Origin of the sequence: Streptomyces sp. NTH33 (genome assembly GCF_003236365.1) — a bacterium.
GTDB lineage: Bacteria > Actinomycetota > Actinomycetes > Streptomycetales > Streptomycetaceae > Streptomyces.
Map to the genome: position 1 here is coordinate 1 of NZ_POTZ01000124.1, position 15,801 is coordinate 15,801.

Annotated in this window: 12 protein-coding genes, 1 pseudogene and 1 riboswitch; of the genes and pseudogenes, 11 read left to right on the plus strand and 2 right to left on the minus strand. The window is 73.3% G+C overall.

What is annotated here, in order from left to right; all coding sequences use genetic code 11:
- On the plus strand, positions 1 to 475 hold a 475-nt coding region (locus C1I97_RS14755; protein WP_220040827.1), incomplete at its 5' end, for a hypothetical protein.
- A gap of 272 nt (positions 476 to 747) precedes the next feature.
- Here the strand turns inward: C1I97_RS14755 and C1I97_RS14765 are convergent.
- On the minus strand, positions 748 to 990 hold the full coding sequence (locus C1I97_RS14765) for a DUF397 domain-containing protein (protein ID WP_111003674.1): 243 nt from the start codon (positions 988 to 990) through the stop codon (positions 748 to 750).
- Positions 991 to 1,125: 135 nt separating this feature from the next.
- Positions 1,126 to 1,266: riboswitch (cobalamin riboswitch) on the plus strand.
- Positions 1,267 to 1,367: 101 nt separating this feature from the next.
- On the opposite strand from C1I97_RS14765, the gene C1I97_RS14770 reads away from it, so the two are divergent.
- The 7 genes from C1I97_RS14770 (at position 1,368) to cobI (ending at position 12,417) form a co-directional block, all read left to right on the plus strand.
- Positions 1,368 to 2,309, plus strand: a complete 942-nt coding sequence (locus C1I97_RS14770; protein ID WP_111003675.1) for a cobalamin biosynthesis protein — start codon at positions 1,368 to 1,370, stop codon at positions 2,307 to 2,309.
- Entirely contained in the window at positions 2,306 to 3,853 is a 1,548-nt protein-coding gene (locus tag C1I97_RS14775; RefSeq protein ID WP_111003676.1) for a cobyric acid synthase, read from the plus strand. Before C1I97_RS14770 ends, C1I97_RS14775 begins: the two co-directional genes overlap by 4 nt.
- On the plus strand, positions 3,850 to 7,554 hold the full coding sequence (cobN, locus tag C1I97_RS14780) for a cobaltochelatase subunit CobN (RefSeq protein WP_111003677.1): 3,705 nt from the start codon (positions 3,850 to 3,852) through the stop codon (positions 7,552 to 7,554). The genes C1I97_RS14775 and cobN overlap by 4 nt, the downstream gene beginning before the upstream one ends.
- 168 nt (positions 7,555 to 7,722) lie before the next feature.
- The gene (locus C1I97_RS14785; protein WP_111003678.1) at positions 7,723 to 9,708 is read left to right on the plus strand and encodes a putative cobaltochelatase; all 1,986 of its coding nucleotides are present in this window, start codon (positions 7,723 to 7,725) and stop codon (positions 9,706 to 9,708) included.
- The gene (cobO, locus tag C1I97_RS14790) at positions 9,708 to 10,316 is read left to right on the plus strand and encodes a cob(I)yrinic acid a,c-diamide adenosyltransferase (RefSeq protein ID WP_111003679.1); all 609 of its coding nucleotides are present in this window, start codon (positions 9,708 to 9,710) and stop codon (positions 10,314 to 10,316) included. Before C1I97_RS14785 ends, cobO begins: the two co-directional genes overlap by 1 nt.
- Positions 10,310 to 11,689 carry a cobyrinate a,c-diamide synthase gene (locus C1I97_RS14795; RefSeq protein ID WP_111003680.1) on the plus strand — a complete coding sequence of 460 codons (1,380 nt, stop codon included), beginning with the start codon at positions 10,310 to 10,312 and terminating at the stop codon, positions 11,687 to 11,689. The genes cobO and C1I97_RS14795 overlap by 7 nt, the downstream gene beginning before the upstream one ends.
- On the plus strand, positions 11,686 to 12,417 hold the full coding sequence (gene cobI, locus C1I97_RS14800; protein ID WP_111003681.1) for a precorrin-2 C(20)-methyltransferase: 732 nt from the start codon (positions 11,686 to 11,688) through the stop codon (positions 12,415 to 12,417). The genes C1I97_RS14795 and cobI overlap by 4 nt, the downstream gene beginning before the upstream one ends.
- A 26-nt stretch (positions 12,418 to 12,443) precedes the next feature.
- On the opposite strand, the gene C1I97_RS14805 is transcribed toward cobI, so the two are convergent.
- Positions 12,444 to 13,175, minus strand: coding sequence for a ZIP family metal transporter (locus C1I97_RS14805; protein WP_111003682.1), 732 nt, complete (start codon positions 13,173 to 13,175; stop codon positions 12,444 to 12,446).
- A 118-nt stretch (positions 13,176 to 13,293) separates the two neighbouring features.
- Here C1I97_RS14805 and cobM point away from each other — a divergent pair, with 118 nt between their 5' ends.
- From cobM to C1I97_RS14820, 3 genes and pseudogenes are all read left to right on the plus strand, one after another.
- Complete coding sequence (cobM, locus tag C1I97_RS14810) at positions 13,294 to 14,112, plus strand: precorrin-4 C(11)-methyltransferase (protein ID WP_111003683.1); 819 nt, start codon at positions 13,294 to 13,296, stop codon at positions 14,110 to 14,112.
- Entirely contained in the window at positions 14,109 to 15,353 is a 1,245-nt protein-coding gene (cbiE, locus tag C1I97_RS14815; RefSeq protein WP_111003684.1) for a precorrin-6y C5,15-methyltransferase (decarboxylating) subunit CbiE, read from the plus strand. Before cobM ends, cbiE begins: the two co-directional genes overlap by 4 nt.
- A pseudogene (locus C1I97_RS14820) lies at positions 15,350 to 15,801 on the plus strand (precorrin-3B C(17)-methyltransferase); the annotation flags it as partial. The gene cbiE and the pseudogene C1I97_RS14820, both read left to right, overlap by 4 nt.

The following is a 15,801-nucleotide window of genomic DNA, read 5'->3' on the forward strand; positions in this document are numbered from 1 at the left end:
GTGGAGGGCCATGGCGGTCTTCGGAATACGAGCGTGGTGGCAGCGCCTGCGTACAGGGGGCGCCGAACCGGAGAGCGCTGCTCCACTCGATGACAACGCCGTCAAGGTCGAGGCGATCAAGCAGCCGGAATGGCTCCAGGGGCTCATCGAGCTGGAGAGCGCCCGGGTCTCCAACGAGATCCGGCTGCTGTCCGTCCGGCTGCTGCTGGGCACCGCCTGCGCCAGCGTCCTGCTGCTCAGCGTCGCCACGGCCGCCCGGGTCGCTCCCAGCATCCCCTTCGGAGCCGCCACCCCGCTGACCACGACGGTTGCCGGGGCGGGCGGCGCGGCGCTGGCCACGGCGCTGGGCGCCCTACTGGGCAGAGCGCTGCGCCGGCGCTCGGGCGGCTCCGAGACCGGTGGGGTCAACGATGAGGCGCGCTTCGGGGCTGAACCGTCTCAAGAGCACGGTTCAGGACCCGGAGCCGCTCCGTGACGGGGGTGAGACCCCACCACAGACCGGCGGCCACGGCCAGGAGCACAGTCACCAGCAGCCAGACCACGCCACGCGCCGCGCCGCCCGGTACCAGAAGCCCCACCAGCGCTCCCACCCCCACCGCGACGACCCCGGTGGCCGAGGAGAAGACGGCCAGCGGGACCACCGTCGAAGTCCGGTTCTCCGCCACTCCGTCAGAACTTCCCACGCCGGCCGGCGCCGTTCCTTCGGCTCGGTCTCGCATGTGTGTACCTCCCGTCCCCCCGGGCAGGTCATGAGCCGCCCGCTTCCGGGTCCACAAGCCCCGCCAGAAAACCACACCACGGCTCACGGCGGAAGGCGAGCACATCGCCGCCCCCGTCGTCCCCCGACCACTTCGAGTCGCGCACGAGCGTGTGGCCCTTCGCGAGGACCATTTCCACACATTCCGTCTGGTTTCCGGAGTAACTGCTCTTCACCCACGCACGGCCCGAGGGTTCCCTGCCTGCCAACGCCCACCTCCTCCTGCCCCCCATGGGAGTCCATGAGGGAGTCTTCCCAGCTTCGCCGCTCGGAAAGAGGCCAAAAGGAGCCGTTTCGAGCCCTGACCGATTGTCAGGGATATGAGCCTCGACACACCAGACCGCGGCAGGTCAACAGCAAGTTGACGGGTGTTCGCGGGGCGTGGTGGACTGCCGGAGCCATGTACGGCGGCAGGAGAGGAAGCCCGGTGTAAATCCGGCGCGGTCCCGCCACTGTGACCGGGGAGGAAACCCCCGGGAGCCAGGAACTCTCACCGCCGGTCTCGTCGAACCAGGGCGTGGACACCCTGAGTGAGGACATATCGCCATGCGCGGCTGCCGACCGAGGTTCACCAGCGACACCCCGACCGCACCCCTGATCGGTTGACCCGATGGGTGCCGATCGCGTCTTCGCGTACGGCGCCACCGCCGGCCTCCTCGGTGACCTGCTCCTCGGCGATCCCCGCCGCGGGCACCCGGTCGCCGTGTTCGGACGTGCCGCGGGTGCCGTGGAACGCGTGCTGTGGCGGGATCACCGCGGCTGGGGCGCCCTGCACACCGTGGTGTGCGTGGGGGGCACCGTGGCGTCGGCCGCGCTGGCCGCGTCCGCCGTACGCCACTCCCGTACCGCCTCCGTCGCCCTGACCGCCGCCGCCACCTGGGCCGTCGTCGGCGGCACCTCGCTCGCCCGGGAGGCCCGGACGATCGGGCGGGCGCTGGAGGCCGGCGACGTCGAGGGCGCCCGGGCGCGGCTGCCGCACCTGTGCGGGCGCGACCCGCGGGCGCTGGACGCCGACGGGATCGCCCGGGCCGTCGTCGAGTCCGTCGCCGAGAACACCTCCGACTCGGTGGTGGGCGCGCTGGTGTGGGGCGCCGTGGGCGGCGTGCCGGGGCTCGTCGGCTTCCGCGCCGTCAACACCCTGGACGCCATGGTCGGACACAAGTCCCCCCGCCACCGCCGCTACGGCTGGGCCTCGGCCCGGCTCGACGACCTCGTCGGATGGCCGGGGGCGCGGCTCACCGCCGCCCTGGCGGCCGTGGCGGGCCCCGATACGCGGGGCGCCCTGCGCGCCTGGCGTGCCGACGCCGGCCGGCATCCGAGCCCCAACGCCGGCCCGGTCGAGGCCTCGTTCGCGGGGGCGCTCGGCGTGCGGCTGGGCGGCACGCTCTCCTACGGAGGGCGCGTGGAGCACCGCCCGGTGCTCAACGGCGCCGGGCGCGCCGTCCGGGCGGGGGACGTCGAACGGGCCGTACGGCTCTCCCGCCGCGTGAGCTGGCTCGCGCTCGGCGTGTGCGCGGGCGCGCGGCTGCTGAAGAGAGGAAGGACGCCATGAGCGGCGGACTGCTCGTCGCCGGCACCACCTCCGACGCCGGGAAGAGCGTCGTCACGGCCGGGATCTGCCGGTGGCTGGTGCGGCAGGGCGTGAAGGTCGCGCCCTTCAAGGCGCAGAACATGTCCCTCAACTCCTTCGTCACCCGCGAGGGCGCCGAGATCGGGCGGGCGCAGGCCATGCAGGCCCAGGCGTGCCGGATCGAGCCGACCGCGCTGATGAACCCGGTGCTGCTCAAACCCGGCGGCGAGCAGAGCAGCCAGGTCGTGCTGTTGGGCAGGCCGGTCGGCGAGCTGAGCGCGCGCGGGTTCTTCGGGGGGTCTGGGGGGTCGTCCCCCGGGAAAAGGCTGCACGGCGGGCGGCAGCAGAAGCTCCTCGGCACGGTGCTGGACTGCCTGGCCGAGCTGCGGGACACGTACGACGCGGTGATCTGCGAGGGAGCGGGCAGCCCGGCGGAGATCAACCTGCGCCGGACCGACATCGTCAACATGGGGATCGCGCGGGGCGCGCGGCTGCCCGTGCTGGTCGTCGGCGACATCGACCGCGGCGGCGTCTTCGCCTCCTTCTTCGGCACGCTCGCCCTGCTGTCCCGCGAGGACCAGGAGCTGGTCGCCGGGTTCCTCGTCAACAAGTTCCGGGGCGACGTCTCGCTCCTCGAACCCGGGCTCGACATGCTGCACGGGCTCACCGGGCGGCGCGCGTACGGCGTGCTGCCGTTCCGGCACGGGCTCGGCATCGACGAGGAGGACGGGCTGCGTGTGTCGTTGCGGGGTGCGGTACGGGAGTCCGCCGTGGCACCTCCGGTGGGCGAGGACGTGCTGCGGGTCGCCGTCTGCGCGGTTCCGCTGATGTCCAACTTCACCGACGTGGACGCGCTCGCCGCCGAACCCGGCGTCGTCGTACGGTTCGTGGACCGCCCGGAGGAGCTGGCCGACGCCGACCTCGTCATCGTGCCCGGCACCCGGGGCACGGTCGGGGCGCTTCAGTGGCTGCGGGAACGGGGGCTGGCGGAGGCGCTGCGCCGCAGGGCTGCCGAAGGGCGGCCGGTCCTCGGGATCTGCGGCGGCTTCCAGATCCTCGGCGAGCACATCGAGGACGAGGTCGAGTCGCGGGCCGGACGGGTGGACGGCCTCGGACTGCTGCCCGTACGGGTCCGGTTCGCCCGCGAGAAGACCCTCACCCGGCCGGAGGGCGAGGCCCTGGGCGAACGGGTCGAGGGCTACGAGATCCACCACGGGGTCGCCGAAGTGACCGGCGGGGTCCCCTTCTTGGACGGCTGCCGGGTCGGGGCCGTCTGGGGCACGCACTGGCACGGCTCGCTGGAGTCGGACGGCTTCCGGCGGGCCTTCCTTCGCGAGGTGGCGGCCGCCGCGGGCCGCCGCTTCGTACCGGCCGCCGGCACCTCCTTCGCCGCGCTGCGCGAGGAGCAGCTGGACCGGCTCGGCGACCTGATCGAACAGCACGCGGACACGGACGCGCTGTGGCGGCTCATCGAGTCCGGCGCGCCGCGAGGACTGCCCTTCATTCCACCGGGAGCGCCCGCATGAGCACAGTGTTGTTGTTGTCGACCGCCGACACCGATCTGCTGGCGGCCCGTGCCTCGGGAGCCTCCTACCGGATCGGCAACCCGACCCGCGTGGACGTCGCCGAGGAGCTGCCCGGGCTGCTCGACGGCGCGGACGTCGCCGTCGTACGGCTGCTCGGCGGCAAGCGCGCCTGGGAGGACGGGCTCGCCGCACTGCGGGCGTCCGGGATCCCGACCGTGCTGCTGGGCGGAGAGGCCGTGCCGGACGCGGAGTTGATGGCCGAGTCGTCGGTGCCGGCGGGTGTGGTGGCGGAGGCGCTGCGGTACCTCGTCGAGGGCGGACCGGCGAACCTGGCCGAGCTGGCCCGGTTCCTGTCGGACACGGTGCTGCTGACCGGCGAGGGCTTCGAGGAGCCGCGGAGGATGCCGGAGTACGGCGTCCGTGGCGACCGCGCCCTCTTGGAAGGCCGCCCGACCGTCGGCGTGCTCTTCTACCGCGCCCACGAACTGAGCGGCAACACCGCCTTCGTGGACACCCTGTGCGACGCGATCGAGGCGCACGGCGCCAACGCCCTTCCGGTGTACTGCGGTTCGCTGCGCGGTGCCGACGCGGGACTGTACGAGATCCTGGGGCGGACCGACGCCCTGGTCACCACCGTCCTCGCCGCCGGCGGCACGCACGCCTCGCAGGCGTCGGCGGGCGGAAAGGATCCAGTGGTGCGAAGCACCTCGGTTGAGGGTGGTGGTGGGAGACGGGCGGGCGAGGAGTCCTGGGACATCGGGGCGCTGGCCGAGCTCGACGTCCCGGTGCTGCAAGGGCTCTGTCTGACCTCGTCGCACGCCGCGTGGGACGAGTCGGACGCGGCCCTGTCCCCCATGGACGCGGCGATGCAGGTCGCGATCCCGGAGTTCGACGGACGGCTGATCACGGTCCCGTTCTCCTTCAAGGAGCAGGGCCCGGACGACGTACCGGTGTACGTGGCCGACCCCGAGCGGGCCGCCCGGGTGGCCGGAATCGCCGTACGGCACGCGCGGTTGAAGCACAAGCGGAATGCCGAGAAGAAGATCGCGCTGGTCTTCACGGCGTACCCGACCAAGCACTCGCGGGTCGGCAACGCAGTGGGGCTGGACACGCCTGCCTCTGCGGTACGGGTGCTGGACGCGCTGCGGGACGCGGGGTACGTCGTCGAGGGGTACCCCGACCACGGCGACGAGTTGATCCACCGTCTGATCGAGGCCGGCGGCCACGACGTGGAGTGGCTGACGGAGGAGCAGCTGGCCGCCGCGCCCGCGCGGGTGCCGCTGGCCGACTACCGGGCGTGGTTCGACAAGCTCGACCCCGGGCTGCGGGACGCGATGCTTCAGGCGTGGGGTGAGCCGCCGGGCTCGCTGTACGTCGACGGTGACGAGATCGTGCTGGCGTCGCTGCGGTTCGGGAACGTCGTCGTCATGATCCAGCCACCGCGCGGCTTCGGCGAGAACCCGATCGCGATCTACCACGACCCGGACATGCCGCCGTCCCACCACTACATGGCTGCCTACAGGTGGCTGGAGAACAGCTTCGGCGCGGACGCGATCGTGCACATGGGCAAGCACGGCACGATGGAGTGGCTGCCCGGCAAGGGGCTGGGGCTGTCGCGCGGGTGCGCGCCGGACGCGGTGCTGGGCGACCTGCCGCTGGTGTACCCGTTCATCGTCAACGACCCGGGCGAGGGCACCCAGGCCAAGCGGCGCGGGCACGCCACGGTCGTCGACCACCTGGTGCCGCCGATGGCACGCGCGGACACCTACGGCGACCTGGCCAAGCTGGAGCAGCTGCTCGACGAGTACGCGCTCGTCTCCGACCTGGACCCGGTGAAGGCGCCGGCCGTGCGGGCGCAGATCTGGACCCTGGTGACCGCCGCCCAGCTGCACCACGACCTGCGCGTGGACGAGCAGCCGGACGACGACGAGTTCGACGAGTTCGTCATGCACATCGACGGCTATCTGTGCGAGATCAAGGACGTGCAGATCAGGGATGGTCTGCACATCCTGGGCGGCGGCCCGGTGGGCGAGCCCCGCGTGAACCTGGTCCTGGCCGTGCTGCGGGCCTCGCAGGTGTGGGGCGGGCAGGCGAACGCGCTGCCGGGGCTGCGGGCCTCGCTGGCGGAGCACTTCGGGCTGGTGGAGAAGGAGTTGCTGGCCGAGCCGGGTGCGCCGGTGAAGGTGCCGGTGGAGCTGACGGACCTGGTCGAGGGTCCGGCGCGTACCGCCTCCGACGCGATCGACCTGCTGGAGCAGCTGTGCCGGCGGATCGCGGAGGGGTTGGAGGAGCGCGGCTGGGCGGCTTCCGGGAGCGGGGCTCTGGTACGGGAGGTGCTGGGCGTCGAACTGCCGGAAGCGGTGGCCGTGCTGGACTTCGCCTGCGACGAGGTCGTGCCCCGGCTCGCCCGTACGCCGGACGAGATCGGGAACATCCTGCGGGCGCTGGACGGCGGTTACGTCCCGGCGGGCCCGTCCGGCTCCCCGACCCGGGGCCTGGTCAACGTCCTGCCGACCGGCCGGAACTTCTACTCGGTCGACCCCAAGGCGATTCCGTCGCGGCTGAGCTGGGAGGTCGGCCAGTCGCTCGCGGACTCGCTCGTGCAGCGGTACCTGCAGGACACGGGCGAGTACCCGAAGTCGGTCGGCCTGACGGTCTGGGGCACGTCCGCGATGCGCACCCAGGGCGACGACATCGCCGAGATCCTGGCGCTGCTGGGCTGCCGCCCGGTGTGGGACGACGCGTCGCGCCGGGTGACCGGTTTCGAGGTGGTCGGGCTGGAGGAGCTGGGCCGGCCGCGCATCGACGTCACGGTCCGGATCTCGGGCTTCTTCCGGGACGCGTTCCCGCACGTGGTGGGGCTGATCGACGACGCGGTACGGACGGTGGCGGAGCTGGACGAGCCCGCCGAGCGGAACTTCGTGAAGGCCCACGCCGACGAGGACACCGCCGGGCACGGCGACCGGCGGCGCGCTACGGCCCGCATCTTCGGCTCCAAGCCGGGGGCGTACGGGGCGGGGCTGCTGCCGTTGATCGACGCGCGCAACTGGCGCAGCGACGCGGACCTCGCCGAGGTGTACGCGGTGTGGGGCGGTTACGCCTACGGGCGCGGGCTGGACGGGCGAGCGGCGCGGGGGGACATGGAGACGGCGTTCAGGCGGATCGCTGTGGCGGCGAAAAACGTGGATACCAGAGAGCATGACATCCACGATGCGGATGACTACTTCCAGTACCACGGCGGCATGGTCGTCATGGTGCGGCACCTGACGGGGGCGAACCCCGAGGCGTACGTGGGCGACAGCGCCGTGCCTGACCAAGTCAGGACGCGGACGTTGGGCGAGGAGACACACAGGGTCTTCCGCGCCCGCGTAGTCAACCCTCGCTGGATGAGCGCCATGAGAAGGCACGGCTACAAGGGTGCTTTCGAGATGGCGGCAACCGTCGACTACCTCTTCGGCTACGACGCCACAGCGGGCGTGGTCGACGACTGGATGTACGAGAAGCTCAGCGCCGAATACGTCTTCGACGCCGAGAACCGGGATTTCATGCGGAAGTCGAATCCTTGGGCCTTGAGGGGTATCACCGAACGCTTGCTGGAAGCGGCGGACCGCGGGCTCTGGGCAGAGCCGGACCAGGAGACCCTGGACCGGCTCCGGGCGACCTACCTCGAACTCGAGGGAGATCTCGAGGGAGAAGAGTGACCTCCCTCAGACCCCCGCGTCGGCGGGGAGCAGTCGACGAATTCGTGGTCCCGAGTGTCGACGTTCGGATCACCCCCGCATCGGCGGGGAGCAAGCTCCCATCATGGCGGCCCCCCAACACGCGTGCGAGCTGTACTGGCACGAGCTACCCGAAGGAGTGATCACCCTGTGAGTACGCCCTATCCCTTCACCGCCGTCGTCGGACAGGACGACCTGCGGTTGGCTCTACTGCTGAATGCGGTGTCGCCGCAGGTGGGCGGCGTTCTCGTACGCGGCGAGAAAGGGACCGCGAAGTCGACTGCCGTAAGGGCGCTGGCCGCGCTCATGCCGGAGATCGAGGTCGTACCCGGCTGCCGTTTCTCCTGCGATCCTGCGGCTCCGGACCCGTCGTGCCCTGACGGACCGCATGAGCCCGGCTCCGGGACGGAGCGTCCCACGGCGCTCGTCGAACTCCCCGTCGGTGCCTCGGAGGACCGGCTTGTCGGAGCCCTCGACATCGAGCGTGCCCTGGCAGAAGGGGTGAAAGCCTTTGAGCCGGGCCTACTCGCTTCGGCGAACCGAGGGATCCTGTACGTCGACGAGGTCAACTTGCTGCACGACCATCTCGTGGACCTCTTGCTGGACGCCGCCGCCATGGGCGCCTCGTACGTTGAACGCGAGGGTGTCTCCGTACGGCATGCGGCGCGCTTCCTGCTCGTCGGGACCATGAATCCCGAAGAGGGGGAGCTCAGGCCTCAGCTCCTCGATCGCTTCGGGCTCACCGTCGAGGTCGCGGCCTCGCGAGAGCCCGAGCAGCGGGTGGAGGTCGTGCGCAGGCGGCTCGCCCACGACGACGATCCCGCCGGGTTCGCCGCGCGCTGGGCCGAGGAGGAGGCCGCCGTTCGGGCGCGGATCGTGGCCGCGCGGAACCTGCTGCCGTCGGTGCGGCTCGGTGACGGGGCGCTGCGGCAGATCGCGGCCACGTGCAGCGCTTTCGAGGTGGACGGCATGCGCGCCGACATCGTCATGGCCCGGACCGCCACCGCGCTGGCCGCCTGGGCCGGTCGAATCGACGTGCTCGCCGAGGACGTGCGGCAGGCCGCGCTGCTGGCCCTCCCCCACCGCAGGCGCCGCAACCCCTTCGACGCACCCGGCCTGGACGAGGACAAGCTCGACGAGACCCTCCAGGAGTTCGGGGGCTCGGAGGACGACGATCCCGACCCCGGTCCGGGCAACGGCCCCGGAGGTGGCGGCGGGCAGCCCACGCCCGGCGAGGACGGCGGCGGTGGTCCGCAGGACGGTGAGAGCGGCGGTGAGCCGCAGCCGTCCGGCGCCGGTGAGCAGTCCGCCGTACGCGCCTCCGAGCCGTTCCGTACCAAGGTGCTGAGCGTGCCCGGCCTCGGTGAGGGCGCCGCCGGGCGTCGTTCGCGGGCGCGGGCCGAGCACGGGCGCACGATCGGGGCCCGGCGGCCCCACGGGGCACTCACCACGCTGCACCTGGCGGCGACCGTACAGGCGGCGGCCCCGCACCAGCGGGCGCGGGGCCGAACCGGGTCCGGGCTTCTCCTGCGTCGTGACGACCTCAGGCAAGCGGTACGGGAAGGCCACGAATCCAATCTCGTGCTGTTCGTCGTGGACGCCTCCGGGTCGATGGCCGCGCGGCAGCGGATGAGTGCCGTGAAGGGTGCCGTGCTGTCGCTGCTGCTGGACGCCTACCAGCGGCGGGACAAGGTGGGGTTGGTGACCTTCCGGGGGTCGGGTGCCGAGGTGGCGCTGCCGCCGACCTCGTCCGTCGACGCGGCGGCGGCCCGTCTGGAATCGCTGCCGACCGGTGGGCGGACTCCGCTCGCCGCCGGGCTGCTCAAGGCGCACGACGTGCTGCGGGTGGAGCGGTTGCGGGATCCGGCGCGGCGGGCGCTGGTCGTGGTGGTGACGGACGGGCGGGCCACGGGTGGCCCGGAGCCGGTCGCTCTCGCCGGGCGTGCGGCGCGGCTGTTCGCCGCCGAGGGGGTCGCGTCGGTGGTCGTGGACTGCGAGTCGGGGCCGGTACGGCTGGGGCTGGCCGGGCGGCTCGCGGGTGAGCTGGGCGGTACGGCGGTGACGTTGGACGAGTTGCGGGCCGACTCGATCGCGGGGCTGGTCAGGGAAGTTCAGGGCGACAGGAGGGCCGCGTAATGCCGCAGGGGCAGCCGAGTGCCGTACCGGACGACGGGCTGACGACCCGTCAGCGGCGCAACCGGCCGCTCGTCGTCGTGCACACCGGGGTCGGCAAGGGCAAGTCCACCGCCGCCTTCGGGCTGGCGCTGCGCGCCTGGAACCAGGGCTGGCCGATCGGGGTGTTCCAGTTCGTCAAGTCGGCGAAGTGGAAGGTCGGCGAGGAGCGGGCGCTGCGGGTGCTGGGCGACTCCGGCGAGGGCGGGAGCGTCGCCTGGCACAAGATGGGCGAGGGCTGGTCGTGGGTGCAGCGGGACATCCAGGGTGACAACGCGACCAACGAGGCCAAGGCCCGCGAGGGCTGGGAACAGGTCAAGCGGGACCTGGCCGCCGAGACGTACCGGTTGTACGTGCTCGACGAGTTCGCGTACCCGATGCACTGGGGCTGGGTCGACACCGACGAGGTCGTGGAGGTGCTGCGGGAGCGACCCGGGACCCAGCACGTGGTGATCACCGGGCGGAACGCGCCGCGGAAGCTGGTCGACTTCGCCGATCTCGTCACCGACATGTCCAAGGTCAAGCACCCGATGGACGTCGGGCAGAAGGGGCAGAGGGGCATCGAGTGGTGACGTCCCCGTCCGTGCCCCGGCTGGTCGTTGCCGCGCCCTCGTCGGGGAGCGGCAAGACCACCGTCGCCACGGGGTTGATGGCCGCGCTGGCCCGGCGGGGGCTGTCCGTGTCCCCGCACAAGGTGGGGCCGGACTACATCGACCCCGGGTACCACGCGCTCGCCACCGGGCGCGTGGGGCGGAACCTGGACGCGTATCTGTGCGGGCCCGAGCTGGTCGGGCCGTTGTTCCTGCACGGGGCGCGCGGGTGTGACATCGCCGTCGTCGAGGGCGTGATGGGGCTGTACGACGGGGCCGCCGGGGAGGGTGAGCTGGCGTCCACCGCCCAGGTGGCCAAGCTGCTGCGGGCGCCGGTGGTGCTGGTCGTCGACGCGTCGTCGCAGTCGCGGTCGGTGGCGGCGTTGGTGCACGGGTTCGCGTCCTGGGATCCGGAGGTGCGGATCGGGGGCGTGATCCTCAACAAGGTGGCCTCCGAGCGGCACGAGGCGCTGCTGCGGGAGGCGCTGGACTCGACCGGGGTGCCGGTGCTGGGGGTGCTGCGGAGGGCTCCGCAGGTCGATACGCCCTCCCGGCACCTGGGGCTGGTGCCGGTCGCCGAGCGGCGGACCGAGGCCTTGGAGGCCGTTGCGGCGATGGCCGCGCAGGTCTCCGACGGGTGTGATGTGGAGGGCCTGGTCGCGCTGGCGCGGAGTGCGGGGGCGTTGTCGTGTGCGGCTTGGGACGCGGGTGAGGTCCTGGGTCCCGTGACGGAACCGCGGGACGGACCAGGAATTGCTGTCGCCGGAGGCGCGGCCTTCACCTTCTCCTACGCCGAGCACGTGGAACTGCTCACCGCCGCCGGTGCCGACGTCGTCCCCTTCGACCCCCTCCGCGACGAGCGGCTGCCCGAAGGCACCCGCGGTCTGGTCGTCGGGGGCGGCTTCCCGGAGGTGTACGCGGCCGAGTTGTCCGCCAACGAGCCGTTGCGCAGGGCCGTCGCCGAGGCGGCGTCGGCCGGGATGCCCGTCGCCGCCGAGTGTGCCGGGCTGCTGTACCTGTGCCGGGAGCTCGACGGGCAGCCGATGTGCGGAGTGCTGGACGCCGCCGCCCGGATGACCGGGCGGCTCACGCTCGGCTACCGGGACGCCGTGGCCGTGAGCGACAGCGTGCTCGCCGGTGCCGGGGAGCGGATGCGCGGCCACGAGTTCCACCGGACCGTCGTCGAGCCCGGCTCGGGCACGGGGGCGGCGGCTCCCGCCTGGGGGGTGCGCGCCCCCGAGCGCCGGGTCGAGGGGTTCGTACAGGACAACGTGCACGCGAGTTACCTGCACACCCACTGGGCCGCCGCGCCCGGTGCCGCCCGTCGGTTCGTCGAGAGGTGCCGGACGTCATGAGCAGCAGGCTGATCGGAGTGGGGGTCGGGCCCGGCGACCCCGAGCTGGTGACCGTCAAGGGCGTCAACGCGCTGCGCGCGGCCGATGTCGTCGTCGTACCCGTCATGGACACAGGAGAGCGCGGGCGTGCCGAGGCGACCGTGCTGCACTACGTGCCCGGGGAGAAGGTCGTCCGGGTGGTGTTCGCGCTGAACGAGCGGTCCGACCGGACCCGGCGCGAGGCGGCGTGGGACGCGGCCGGGAAGCGGGTCGCCGGCCTGCTCGGGAAGCACGGTCGCGTCGCCTTCGCCACCATCGGTGATCCGAACGTGTACTCCACCTTCACGTACCTCGCGCAGACCGTCGCCGCCCTGGTGCCGGGGACCGTCGTCGAGACCGTGCCCGGCATCACCGCCATGCAGGATCTGGCGGCACGCTCGGGTGCCGTGCTCACCGAGGGCACCGAGCCGCTCACGCTGGTGCCGGTCACCGCCGGGGCCGCCGTGCTGAAGGAGGCACTGAGCGGGCCCGGGACGGTCGTGGCGTACAAGTTCGGGCGGCAGGCGCGGGAGGTCGCCGAGGCGCTGCGGGACAGCGGGCGGTTCGACGGCGCGGTGTGGGGGTCGGCGCTCGGGCTGCCGGAGGAGTCCATCCGGCCCGCCGCGGATCTCGACGGGGCTCCCCTGCCGTACCTCTCCACGCTCATCGCGCCCGCGCGGCGCGACGGCGGGCGGGGCGGCAAGCTGTGAGCCGTACCCGTCTCCGGGCGGACCGGTCAGGCGGCCAGGCCGACCACCACCCAGATGAACGCCACTCCCGCGACCGTGCACAGCAGGGTCGAGCGGGCCGGGTGCTCGTGGTGGGCCTCGGGGAGGATCTCGGCCGCGGCGAGGTAGAGCAGTGCCCCGCCGAAGAGGCCGAGATAGCCGCCGAGGAACCACTCCGGGATGGTGACGAAGGTGGTCGCGGCAGCGCCCACCACCGGTGCCAGGGCGTCCGCGACGAGCATGGCCACCGCCTTGCGGCGCGCGTTGCCGTACAGGCTGGTGAGGGTGAACGTGTTGAAGCCGTCCGCGAAGTCGTGGGCGATGACGGCGAGCGCGACCGCCGCACCCATGTCGCCGCCCACCTGGAAGGCGGCCCCTATCGCCACGCCGTCCATGGCACTGTGGCCGACCATCGCGGCCGCCGCCGTCAGGCCCACCTCGGGTGCGCGGTGGTGGTGCCGCTCGTCGCCGCCGTGCGCGGCCTGCCGTGCGGCCAGCAGGCGTTCCACCAGGTGGGCCAGCAGGAAGCCGGCCACGAACAGCAGCAGGGCCGCCGGTACGCCGAACACCTCCCGGCCCGCCGCGTGCAGCGCCTCGGGGAGCAGGTCCAGGCCGACCACGCCCAGCATCAGGCCGCCGGCCAGTCCGAGGACCAGGTGGCGGCGGTCGGTCACCCGCTGTGCCGTCCAGCCGCCGGCCAGCGTCATCAGGAACGCGCCGAGCGCGACGTAGACCGCCATGTGCCCTTGCTATCGGATGAGCCCCCGGTCGCGCATTTCCGGCCACCGCCGTACCCCCGCACACCGTGACATTCCGCGTGACATTCCGCGTGACATTCCGTACGAGAGGACCCCACCCATGGCCGATGCCCCCGCCGGCAAGGTGACCTTCGTCGGTGCCGGTCCCGGCGCCGCCGACCTGCTGACGTTCCGCGCCGCCCGCGCGATCGCCGAGGCCGACGTCGTGATCTGGGCGGCCAGCCTCGTACAGGCCGACGTGCTCGACCACGCGCGCGAGGACGCGGAGATCCTGGACTCGGCCACCCTGTCCCTGGAGGACGTCGTCGCCGTCTACGAGCGGGCCCGCCGGGAGGGGCTGCGCGTGGCCCGCATCCACTCCGGCGACCCGGCCCTGTGGGGCGGCACGCAGGAGCAACTGGACCGGTGCGCGGCGCTCGGGATCGAGACGGAGGTCGTGCCCGGCGTCTCCTCGTTCTCGGCCGTGGCCGCGCTCGTCCGGCGTGAGCTGACCGTTCCCGAGGTCGCCCAGTCGGTGGTCCTCACCCGGCTCGGCGGCGGCAAGACGCCGATGCCGCCCGGCGAGGAGGTGCGCGCGTTCGCCCGGCACGGCACCACCATGGCCGTCTTCCTGTCGGCGGCCCGCAGCGGCCAGCTGGTGCGGGAGCTGCTGGAGGGCGGCTATCCGACGTCCACGCCGGTCGTGGTGGCGTACCAGGCGACCTGGCCGGAGGAGCTGGTCGTCAGGTGCACGGTCGGCACGCTGGAGGAGACGGTCAAGGAGCACAGGCTCTGGAAGCACACGCTGTTCCTGGTCGGCCCGGCCCTGGACGCGCACGGCACCCGTTCGCACCTGTACCACCCCGGCCACTTCCACGGCTACCGCAAGGCCGACCCCGAGGCCCGCAGGGCCCTGCGCGCGCGGGGTGCGAGCACGTGATCACGGTCGTCGGTACGGGGACGGGAGCGGCGTACGACACCCGGGTGCTCCTCGGCGCCGGGCTCGTCGTGGGCGGGCGGCGGCACCTGGACGCCGTACGGCTGCCGGAGAGCGCCGAGCGGGTCGTGCTCGGGCCGCTGGAGCCCGCGCTCGACGTGGTGGAGCGGTACGTCGGGAAGGGGCGGCGCGTCGTCGTGCTGGCCTCGGGCGATCCCGGGTTCTTCGGGATCGTGCGGGCGCTGGCCGGGCGGTTCGGGCCCGGGCGGCTGGACGTCCGCCCCGGGGTGTCCTCCGTCGCCGCCGCCTTCGCGCGGCTCGGGCTGCCCTGGGACGACGCGGTGGTGGTCAGCGCGCACGGGCGGGACCTGCGGACGGCCGTCAACGTGTGCCGGGCCCGGCCGAAGGTCGCCGTGCTGACCGGGCCGGGGGCCGGGCCCGCCGAGCTGGGCGCCGCGCTGGCCCGGACGCCCTCCGGCGACCGGGTGCTGGTCGTCGCCTCCGCGCTGGGTGATCCGGCACGCGAGCGCGTGGAGCGGGTCACGCCCGCCGAGGCCGCCGAACGGGACTGGGGAGCGGGCGTGAGCGTGGTGCTGTGCCTGGACGAGGCGCGTGCGCCGGGTGGCGTACGGACCGTCGCCGGGCCCGCGGACGGGCCGGCGGGCTGGGCGCTGGACGAGGGCGCGTTCGCGCACCGCGACTCGATGATCACCAAGTTCGAGGTGCGGGCGCTGGCGCTGGCCCGGCTCGGGCCCCGCCTGGGCGACCTGGTCTGGGACGTGGGGGCCGGGTCGGGGTCGGTGGCGGTGGAGTGTGCGCGGCTCGGTGCCGCGGTCGTGGCCGTCGAGAGGGCCGCGGACGGCGTCGAGCGGATCCGCGCCAACGCCGACGCTCATGGGGTCGACCTGGCCGTGGTGCACGGTACGGCCCCTGCCGTGCTGTCCGGGCTGGACGATCCCGACGCCGTGTTCATCGGCGGCGGGGGGCGTGAGCTGCCGGACGTCGTCGGCGCGTGCGCGGGGCGGGCCCGGCGGACCGTCGTGGTCGCCGTGGCCGCGCTCGACCGGGTGCCGGCGGCGCGCGAGGCGCTCACCGCCGCCGGGTTCGTCTGCGAGGGGGTGCTGCTGCAGTCCTCCCGGCTGGCGCCGCTGCCGGGGGACGTGACCCGGCTGGCGGCCACCAATCCCGTGTTCCTGCTGTGGGGCGTGCGGCCCCCTGCCTCCAGTGAAGGAGTTTTTCAGTGATCGGCCTGATTTCCGCCACCGCGGCGGGCGCGGCGGCGCGGGACCGGCTGGCGGCCGCGTGGCCGGACCGTACGCGGGTGTACGACGGGCCCGTCCGGGAGGCCGTGCGGGCCGCGTTCGCCGAGTGCGAGCGGTTGGTGTGCTTCCTGGCGACGGGGGCCGTCGTACGGCTGGTCGCGCCGCTGCTGGGCGAGAAGGCGTCCGACCCGGGTGTGGTGTGCGTGGACGAGGGCGGGCGGTTCGCCGTGTCGCTGGTCGGCGGGCACGGCGGCGGGGCGAACGAACTCGCCGTGGCGGTGGGTGAGGTGCTGGGAGCCGAGCCCGTGGTGACGACCGCGACGGACGCCGTGGGGCTGCCGGGGCTGGACACGCTGGGGCTGCCGGTGGAGGGGGACGTGGCCGGGGTGTCGCGGGCGCTGCTCGACGGCGAGCCCGTCGCCCTCGAGGC